We start from the raw sequence: 9,879 nt of genomic DNA on the forward strand, positions 1-9,879 counted from the left end.
GGTGAATTTGTGATTATTCTTATCTAATGTACAAGTTAAAAAAGAAAGAAAATGAAAAATAGTTTATTCATAATATCGAAGCTATGTATGCTGGCTTTCATTCTCCTGTTGGCACAGGGATGCCAGGAAGACTATGAGATGATAGACCCGCCGATGATGACCGACTACGACGATGATCTGGACGAAGAAGTGATTATGCAGAAAGGACTGGAGAGTTACTTCGTGACTCAATTCGGTGAAGGGGAAATGGATGGTAGTTCCTGGGAACAGGCGTTGGATGTGGCTGGCTTCCGTAAGTTGTTGAGCGGTTCTGTCGATCTGTCCAAGAGTACGATTTACATGAGTCAGGGGAAATATGTCATGTCCGAAGAAAGTGGACTTGGTGTAATTGTTCGCAAGAATGTAAAGGCGATTAAGGGCGGATATAGTCAGTTTAGCGAAGGGACCGATGTTTCGGCACGTGATATAGATGCGTATGTGACTGTTATCAGCGGCGATGTGAACGGAAATAAACAGGCGGATGCCGGTGACTGTGGTTTGTTATTGGTGAAGAAAGGGCATATTGCCATTGAGGGAGTTACTTTCCAATATGGATATGTGTCTGAAGCGGATGCCAGTACAACCGAATGTGGTAGTGGAATTTACGTGAGTGGCGGTGCCGGTGATACTTCCATCGAGTTGACCGATTGCGTGATTAGAGATTGTACGTCAGCAGTAACGACTTCTGCCAAGCAGGGTGGTCCGGCAGTCTTTGTCTTGTCGGGACAGGTGCGGCTGAATAAGGTAAACTTGCTGGATAATAAGGCCGTCGGTCGTGGAGGTGCTGTTCGTTGTAGTAGCAAGACAGCGGTGGTGTTTATGAATGGTTGTCTGTTGAAAGGCAACTCTCATAACGGCTCGTGGGGAAATGGTATTCAGATGTCGGAAGGACATATCTGTATTAACAATACCACGCTGATAGATAATATGGGGACGGGTGCCGCTTTGAACGGAGGAGGAAGCATCCTGCTGACCAATAATACAATCATTGGAAATGCGAGCGATAGTCATGGAGCGGTACGTTGTGAGACAGGTGCCGGTGGTGATACGAAGTTTATTAATAACCTGTTGATCTCTGAAAATCCTTCGGCTCCGAGCTTTAATCTGAATGGCAGCAACTTTGAAGCCTTTTCGAAAGGATATAATGTGTATCAGCGCGTGACGGGAATAACGATGAGCGCCTCCGATACGGCTTATCCCAATCCGGTGAATGGCACGCTGAATGAAAAGGGAGTATATGTGTGGGATCTCAATCAGATTGGTTCGGTAAAAGGATATGCTACCAAACAGGCGGTGATAGAAGTTGCGAAAAGTTTTAATCCGGTGGCTTCACCTATTGCTGATTTGGGAGAAGTGTTTGTGGAGTGGATCGGTGAAGATGCTTTCGGTATAGACCAACGCGGAGTGACTCGTAATGCGAACAAGATGCAAGCCGGTGCTTATGATGCGGTTCTGACAAATTAAACTCTAAAACGACTGTAACATGAAGAAGATATTTTATATAATAGCTTTGGGTATCGCACTAGCCGGATGCTCAAATAACGAGGATGAGTTATTATCAACGGGCAGTTTCCCCGAAGATCATGTCATCCGCGTCATTACCGAAGTGAATGAACCTCTGTCGCGTGCAGGGTATGACGCCATGAATCTGGAACGTTTCGGATTAATGATCCGGAACAGCGAAAATGCTGCTTATAACTATCATAAACAAATGGTTGGTTCTGGCAGTGCATGGAGTACGTCTGACGGTCAACAGATGCTTTGGGATGCAGAAAGAACACCTGTGACGATGATAGCGTATGCGCCATTTATGAGTGAAGCCACTCCGGACGCTTCGTTGACGGTCAATGCGTTAACCAACCAGTCTACCGAAGAAAATGTGAAATCTTCCGATTTCCTGTTGATGAAAGCGACAGTTGACCCGGAGCAGGATTTGACGGCAGATGGGAAACTGAAAATCTCTTTGAATCATGCCATGAGTAAGCTGATTATAAAAATCACGGTCAATGGTACGACGGATGCTTCTATGAGTAAGTTAGGAGATATGGCTATCAATGGGGCTGTTGTCAATGCCACTTGTGATTTGTCGGCAGCGGCTCCGGTAGTTGTTCCTGCGGCGGATGCGGTAGTGGCAACTGTGGCTCCCTATAAAGGGACGGAATCTTGCGAATGTATCCTGCCTCCGCAAAAAATAGCAGAGGGCTTCTCTGTTAATTTCAGTTATGACGGGAAACTGTATATCTGGACTGCAAAAGAGCCCATTGAACTGGAAAAAGGAGTGGAACATACCTTAACTCTCAATGTAAACACAACAGTCCGACTGGCTGCTAAAATAGCCAGAAATTGGGCAACCGGGCAACTTATCGACCGGAATTAAAGAAGGAGGAGATAAACGATGAAGATTACAAAACTGATATTGGCTGCGTATCTACTGACGAGTATGGCGGCTTGTGATACAGATAAGAATATAGCTATGTACGGTGAAGATTCCGGTGCTATCCGGATTGAAGCCGCTATTAATACTGCCTTTACCCGCAGTAATCCCGGTGCGGCGGGAGATCAGCAGAAACAATTTAATGAGGGTGATGAGATTCAGTTAAGTTGTGAGGATGGGTATTTGAGCTATGTATTCTCGGAAGGAAAATGGATACCGACGGATAACTATTATTTAAGGTGGGGTGCGGAGCCGGTGACTTACTCGGCTTTCTATCCGGTGGTGAGCGGAGCCAGTACGGCCAACTTTACACTTCCCACCAACCAGCAACGTCTGGAAAACCTGGCTAAAGCCGACTATATGACATGCACTGTGGAGAATGCAACGGATGATGGTTCACGTATTCTTCGTTTGGGCATGAACCGGAAAATGGCAAAAGTGATTATGACGCTTGCAGATGTAGGCGGACAAGGCAAGGTGCAGGGAGTAAAGATCGGTTCTTATCAGGGATACACGAATGGTGAAGTGGTATCGGGCACTTCTTTGATATCACCGTTCATTACAGTTCCCGAAGGTGGTAAGGCAGGACAGAACGGTTGCACTTATACTGCCATCGTAGCTCCCGGAAAAGCCGGAACAACCGCTACCTTTGTCTCTCTGAATTATTTGGGAGAAGATTTGGTATTACCCGGTATCCCGGAATTGAAGCCTGCAAAGTGTTATGAATTCACGCTGAAAGTGGAAGGTTCGATTATAAGTATTAGTGAACCCATTGTGTCTCCGTGGGATAGCGGTACTTTGCCAGGAGGAGATGCGGAAGAACTGCAGCTTGCAGCTTACTACGTAAAAGAACAGCCTGCCGGAAACGCAACCGGTATGGATTGGGATAATGCTATGGGAGTGGATGCGCTACGCAACTTGTTACAGACGAACGGTAACAGTGACATCTCCAACGCCAATGCAGTCAAACTGGATGGCAAGAAGATTTATGTAGCTGCAGGCTCTTATGAGATGGCGAAAGAAAATTCCGGCGTGAAGATAGAATATAGCGGTTATAGCAAGCAAGTGGAAATAACGATTGAAGGCGGATATGATCCTTCAAGCACGGGAACGGACTTGACGAAGCGTGACATTAGCAAACACACGACTGCTTTTGTCAGAAATGCCGGTAGTGGAGCGTCTGCGACATCCAACTCTTTATTAGTATTGGGCAATCAGACAAATATTATTTTCGACGGTTGTACTTTCAACGGACAATATGGATTGAACGATGCAGGAAGTGTCCGTGCCGTATTTGTTGCGGCAGGTGGAGGTGATGCAACCCTGCAACTGAATAATTGTGTCATCAAGAACTTCAATCGCGGAAGTGATGGTGGAACAGATGGTGGAGCAGCCGTTAAAGTATCAAAGGGAAGAGTCTTGCTAAATGATGTAGAGATGGTGAATAACAAGGCGACAGGGCGGGGAGGAGCCATCACTACCACCGCAGCAAACAGCTTCCTGTTTATGAACAACTGCTTGTTGCATGAAAATTATGCACCGACCGCTTGGGGAACTGCCATTCATGCCGGAAACGGATATGTCTGTATGAATAATGTAACCGTACTTGGTACCACCGCTACCGGAGGAAATAGTATCACAGTCAATGGAGATGCCTACTTTATGCTTGCCAATACTACCATTGTTGGAAATTCAGGTAATCCGAACGGTGTGTTCCGTGCAGGGGGCAGGGCTTCTACAGTGGTAAATTCATTGTTTGCTAAAGGAGCCGGAAGCAGGACGATTTATGCAGGTAATATTACTTCCGGTGGATATAATGTATATCAGGCTGCGGATGCAGGTTGGGGAGCTGTTTCTACGGACACGGACTATTCATCCCAAACTCTTCCTGCCGCAACTTTGACCGATGGTGTTTACCAATGGACGGTAACCGCTACTATTGATGAATTTGCGACGAAACAGGCTGTAATTGATGCGGTGAAATCTTTCGATGCAACTGTGGGGCAGCAATTTATCAATTGGGTGGGTGAAAACGGCTTTGGAGTAGACCAACGAGGAGTTGCCCGTAATGTCAACAAGATGCAGGCTGGTGCTTATGATGCCGGGTTGTAGCAGTGAGGCAATAGGTAGTTGAACAAAATTGAGTAGAAAGATTAAATAATGATAGATATGAAGAAAAGCAAGTTTATAGTGCTTTTGTTACTTTTCTGTTTGCAGCCAGGTTTCCTGGCTGCACAACGGGCGGAGGCCATCCGCAAGGATGTATTGAATCCGCACCTGGACAAAGTATTGGTGGTGGCGCACCGTGGAAATTGGAGTATTGCCCCCGAAAACTCCCTGGCGGCTATCGATAGTGCGATTCGGATGAAAGTGGACATTGTAGAGATTGACATCCGTAAGACGAAAGATGGTCAGCTGGTGCTGATGCATGATGATACGGTAGATCGCACCACCAATGGTACAGGAAAAGTGAAAGATAAGACATTGGCTGAAATAAAGCAACTTCGGTTGAAAGATAAAGACGGCCGGCTCACGGAACATACTGTCCCTACTTTGGAAGAAGCTTTGCTGGCTGCCAAAGGCCAGATAATGGTTAATCTGGATAAGGCTTACAGCATTTTTGATGATGTATATGTGATATTGAAGAAAACCGATACTGCCGATTTAGTGATAATGAAAGGTGCCCAACCGGTGGAGACGGTGAAGCGGGAGTTCGGTTCTTATCTGGATAAGGTAATCTATATGCCCGTCGTAACGATTGATGAGGAGAAATCGATGAAGGTGGTCGAGGACTATATGGAACAGTTGCATCCGGTTGCTTTTGAGTTGTGTTACCGGAATGTTGCAAGTCCGGTGCCTGCCCGGATGGAACGCAGGCTGGCAGGGAAAAGTCTGATTTGGTATAACACTTTGTGGGCTTCTCTGGCAGGAGGACATGATGATGAGGCTGCCAGGAAAGATCCGGACGCAAGTTATGGGTATCTGATAAACAAGTTGGGAGCAAGAATCCTCCAAACAGACAGTCCGGCTTTTATGCTCGATTATTTGAGAAGTAAAGGATGGCATGACTAATCACTAAGACTAAATTTATGAACGATATAAAGTATTCTTTATGGGCAGCAGGATGGTTGTTCATCCTGCTCCTTGCAGGCAGTTGTAAGTCGGCGAATGAATCGAGAGCTCCGGTTGCTTTAACCTGGGAAATGGGAAGCTACGATGGAAAGGGTAAATATTATGAGAATTCTTTTGTACTGAAAAATGTTTCGGATGCTCCTATAGGAAAGGATTGGGAGATTTATTATTCGCAGTTTCCCCGTTCGATCCGGCAGGATGCTTCGTCGCCGGTTAGGGTAGAGGAAGTAAATGCGACTCTTTTTAAAATATATCCGGGAGAAGGATTTAGTTCACTGGCTCCGGGAGATTCATTGAAAGTGATATTCCAGTGTGACGGGGAAGTACCGAAGAATTCACATGCGCCCGAAGGGAGTTATTGGGTAAGTCAGTCGGGGGCGTCGAAAGGTAAGCCGCTGCCTGTGACGTTGCATGCCATTCCATTGCCTGTTACGGAATGGCAAAGGACGGCTGCACGGAAGACGTACGAAACCAACCTTCGTTTGCTAAATGCGGAAACTCCGGAGTTCCGGACGACGGATATCATACCTTCCGTAAAAAAGGTGCTTACTACCGGAGGGGAAACGGTGTTGGAGAAACAACTTGCTTTGACTTTCCATGAAGATTTTACCAATGAAGGAAAGCTGTTGAAAGAGAAGCTCACCGCATGGCATGGATTGGAAGTTGTGCCGGAAGCCTCGGTAACCATTGTCTTGGATTATCTCTCTGACAGGAAAAAAGCAGTCAATGAGGAATATTATGAACTGTGCATTGACGGTCAGCAAATAAGGATTAGTGCCGCTACTCCACATGGAGTTTTTAATGGTACACAGACCCTGTTAGGATTGCTGAAAGGGCAGGAAAGCCCGTTCCGGTTGGAAGCAATGTCTATACAGGATTATCCGGACTTATTATATCGGGGACAGATGCTCGATATTGCCCGGAATTATACAACGGTGGATAACTTAAAGAAGCTGATTGATATGCTCTCTTCTTACAAACTGAATGTGCTCCAGTTCCATTTCTCGGATGATGAAGGCTGGCGGCTGGAAATTCCGGGATTGGAGGAGTTGACTGCAATCAGTTCGCGGCGGGGACATACAACCGATGAAAAGGACTGGTTGTATCCGGCTTATGATGGCGGATATGATCCGTATGCTGCAACATCGGGAAATGGTTATTATACCCGGGAGGAATTCATTGATTTATTACGATATGCGGCGGAAAGACATGTGCAGGTCATCCCGGAAATAGAATCCCCCGGCCATGCACGTGCGGCGATTGTGGCAATGAATGTACGTTATAAGAAATACATCGATACCGATCCGGAGAAAGCGGAAGAATATCTTTTGAGTGACTTGCAGGATACTTCCCGATATGTTTCGGCACAAGCCTATACGGATAATGTTATGAATGTAGCCTTGCCCTCCACTTATCGTTTTATGGAAAAGGTGATTCAGGAAATAGTGGCTATGTATAAGGAAGCCGGTACACCGCTGGCTACCATCCATTTGGGAGGTGATGAAGTGGCTAAGGGCGCATGGATGGGTTCCCCTTTATGTAGGGCGTTAATGGAAGAGCAAGGCATGGAAAAGGCGCATGATCTGGCCGAATATTTCATCACCCGGGTAGCTGATTGCCTGCAACAGCATCATTTGTCTTTTAATGGCTGGCAGGAAGTGGCTTTGGGGCATCAAAAAGACACTCATACTTATTTATCTCAACGGGCAGCCGGTATCAATTCGTGGAAGACTGTTCCGGAATGGAAAGAGGATGAAATACCTTATCAGATAGCCAATAACGGTTATCCGGTCATCCTCTGCAATGTGAATAATTTCTATCTGGATTTGGCTTATGATGCTCATCCTGATGAACCGGGACATTTCTGGGGAGGATATGTGGATGAATCCAAAGCATTCTCCATGCTTCCGTTCGATGTCTATCGTTCTTCACGTACGGATATGGCGGGCAATCCGGTGGAAATTGGTTCCGCAGGAAAAGGAAAAACGACATTGACTGCCTCCGGCAGGAAACAAATAAAAGGGGTACAGGCACAACTGTTTGCCGAAACAATTCGAGGATTTCAATGGGTAGAATATTATATGTTCCCTAAAGTGATGGGACTGGTAGAGCGTGGCTGGAATGCGCATCCGGATTGGGAAACCCTTTCCGGTGCAGCCGAGCAGCAAACCTTTGACCGGGATCTGGCACTGTTCTATGAAAAAATCAGTGTAAAGGAAATGCCTTATTGGAGCCGGATAGGGGTAAACTTCCGTTTGCCTCATCCCGGACTCACCATCCGGGACGGACTTCTGTATGCAAATACTTCTATCGAAGGAGCACAGATACGCTATACGACGGATGGGACTGAACCGACGGTTGAGTCGGAGCTATGGGAGACTCCCGTAGCCTGTCAGGCTGCTGTTGTAAAAGCAAAGTTGTTTTATAGGGATAAGCAAAGTGTGACCAGCTGTTATTGGCAGTAATTAGTGGAATAGTAGAATAGATGTACTTTTAATTTCTAGCCGTTTTATTCTTTAAAATACGAAGATTTTCTCTACATTTGTCTTTATTAGTCTTGTAATCTTCTATTAAAGTTTAATACTCCGATGAAAAAAAAGTACCTGATATTTCTTTTACTTCTCTCTTTTCCACTATATACCCGGGCCGATAAGACCTTGGACTCACTGTTGAATGTGCTTGATTTGACGATTCAGGAACATGAAATTTATGTGGTTCAACGTGAATCACGTATCAAGCACCTTAAAGAACTGACACACGGAATAGAACCTAATTCCGCGGAACAGTACAATCTGAACAGTCAGATATACAAAGAATATAAAGCCTTTATTTGCGACTCTGCCATCCACTATTTGAATGAAAATATCCGGATTGCAGAGCGCTTGCGTGATGCAGACCGGCAGATAGAAAGTCAGTTGCAGCTTTCGCTATTATTATCATCAACTGGAATGTATAAAGAGTCTCTTGATGTGCTGGAATCGGTAGACCGTCGGAAAATCATTCCTCGTTTAATAGCCGATTATTACACCTGCTTTGACCATGTGTATGGCGAGTTGGGCGTTTATACACAGGATAAAACCCTTTCGGGACGTTATTGGAGTATCTCGCAGGCATATAGAGATTCATTATATGCTATATTGCCTCCGGAATCGGAAGAATACCTGCTGATGCGTGAAGCATCATTTCGCGATCAACGCCAGTATGAGGAAGCCCTGAAAGTGAATGATCTTCGGTTGACGAAAATAGAACCATATACTCCCCAATATGCGATGGCTACTTATCATCGTTCTTTGATTTACAAGTACAGTAATGATAGTCTGGGAGAGAAACGGAATCTTTGTCTTTCTGCTATATCGGATATTCGTTCTGCCATTAAGGACCATGCTTCGTTGTGGATGCTTGCCCAGCTACTTTACGAAGATGGTGATATGGAACGTGCGTACCAATATATGCGCTTTTCGTGGAATGCGACCAAGTTCTACAATGCCCGTCTGCGTAGTTGGCAGAGTGCTGACGTGCTTTCATTGATTGATAAAACCTATCAGGCAATGATTGAAAAGCAGAACGACCGTCTTCAACAGAACCTGCTGCTTATCACTGCACTGTTGGTGTTGTTGATTGTAGCTTTGGGATATATCTACCGTCAGATGAAAAAGTTGGCAGATGCAAGAAATCATCTTCAGGTAGCTAATAAGCAGTTAAACGGATTGAATGAGGAGTTGAGGCAAATGAATAGTTGCCTGTCTTCTACCAATATCGAACTCTCGGAGTCCAATCAGATCAAGGAAGAGTATATTGCCCGTTTCATCAAGCTGTGTTCTACTTATATCAACCGTTTAGACGCTTATCGACGGATGGTGAATAAGAAAGTGTCTGCCGGACAGATTGCGGAATTATTAAAGATTACGCGTTCCCAAGATGCTCTTGATGAAGAACTGGAAGAATTGTATGCAAACTTTGATACAGCCTTTTTGCATCTCTTTCCTAACTTTGTGGGAAAATTCAATGACTTATTACAGGAAAATGAACAGATTTTACCGAAGAAAGGCGAGTTATTGAATACTGAACTGCGCATCTTTGCTTTGATACGTCTGGGTATTGAAGACAGTTCACAAATTGCGGAGTTTCTTCGTTATTCGGTGAATACAATTTATAATTATCGGGCGAAAGTAAGGAATAAAGCCCGTGGATCGAGAGAGGATTTTGACGATTTAGTGCGAAAAATTCGCTAATTCGGACTGTAAATCAACCACTTTTTTAGGTATACGTTCTGA

At 45.2% G+C, this 9,879-nt stretch carries 6 protein-coding genes; all 6 read left to right on the forward strand.

Annotated features, from left to right (window positions below; translation table 11 throughout):
* Positions 1–51 precede the first annotated feature (51 nt).
* On the forward strand, positions 52–1,503 hold the full coding sequence (locus DW173_RS04295) for a right-handed parallel beta-helix repeat-containing protein (RefSeq protein WP_118195106.1): 1,452 nt from the start codon (positions 52–54) through the stop codon (positions 1,501–1,503).
* Between the two features lie 19 nt (positions 1,504–1,522).
* Positions 1,523–2,416, forward strand: a complete 894-nt coding sequence (locus tag DW173_RS04300; RefSeq protein ID WP_118195108.1) for a fimbrillin family protein — start codon at positions 1,523–1,525, stop codon at positions 2,414–2,416.
* Between the two features lie 18 nt (positions 2,417–2,434).
* Complete coding sequence (locus DW173_RS04305; protein WP_120143837.1) at positions 2,435–4,585, forward strand: fimbrillin family protein; 2,151 nt, start codon at positions 2,435–2,437, stop codon at positions 4,583–4,585.
* A 57-nt stretch (positions 4,586–4,642) separates the two neighbouring features.
* The gene (locus DW173_RS04310; protein WP_199722814.1) at positions 4,643–5,545 is read left to right on the forward strand and encodes a glycerophosphodiester phosphodiesterase family protein; all 903 of its coding nucleotides are present in this window, start codon (positions 4,643–4,645) and stop codon (positions 5,543–5,545) included.
* Between the two features lie 17 nt (positions 5,546–5,562).
* The gene (locus DW173_RS04315; RefSeq protein WP_120143840.1) at positions 5,563–8,070 is read left to right on the forward strand and encodes a family 20 glycosylhydrolase; all 2,508 of its coding nucleotides are present in this window, start codon (positions 5,563–5,565) and stop codon (positions 8,068–8,070) included.
* A 123-nt stretch (positions 8,071–8,193) separates the two neighbouring features.
* A complete protein-coding gene (locus DW173_RS04320; RefSeq protein ID WP_004313825.1) occupies positions 8,194–9,837 on the forward strand; it encodes a DUF6377 domain-containing protein in 1,644 nt (547 codons plus the stop codon).
* Positions 9,838–9,879: the final 42 nt, after the last annotated feature.

The sequence above is a fragment of the Bacteroides sp. AM16-13 genome (genome assembly GCF_003602705.1).
In the GTDB taxonomy this organism is placed as follows: Bacteria; Bacteroidota; Bacteroidia; order Bacteroidales; family Bacteroidaceae; genus Bacteroides; species Bacteroides xylanisolvens.

What these genes read in the sequence shown, in the direction of transcription:
- DW173_RS04295 (WP_118195106.1), top strand. Translation starts at nt 52, where the DNA reads ATGAAAAATAGTTTATTCATAATATCGAAGCTATGTATGCTGGCTTTC.
- DW173_RS04300 (WP_118195108.1), top strand. Translation starts at nt 1,523, where the DNA reads ATGAAGAAGATATTTTATATAATAGCTTTGGGTATCGCACTAGCCGGA.
- DW173_RS04305 (WP_120143837.1), top strand. Translation starts at nt 2,435, where the DNA reads ATGAAGATTACAAAACTGATATTGGCTGCGTATCTACTGACGAGTATG.
- DW173_RS04310 (WP_199722814.1), top strand. Translation starts at nt 4,643, where the DNA reads ATGAAGAAAAGCAAGTTTATAGTGCTTTTGTTACTTTTCTGTTTGCAG.
- DW173_RS04315 (WP_120143840.1), top strand. Translation starts at nt 5,563, where the DNA reads ATGAACGATATAAAGTATTCTTTATGGGCAGCAGGATGGTTGTTCATC.
- DW173_RS04320 (WP_004313825.1), top strand. Translation starts at nt 8,194, where the DNA reads ATGAAAAAAAAGTACCTGATATTTCTTTTACTTCTCTCTTTTCCACTA.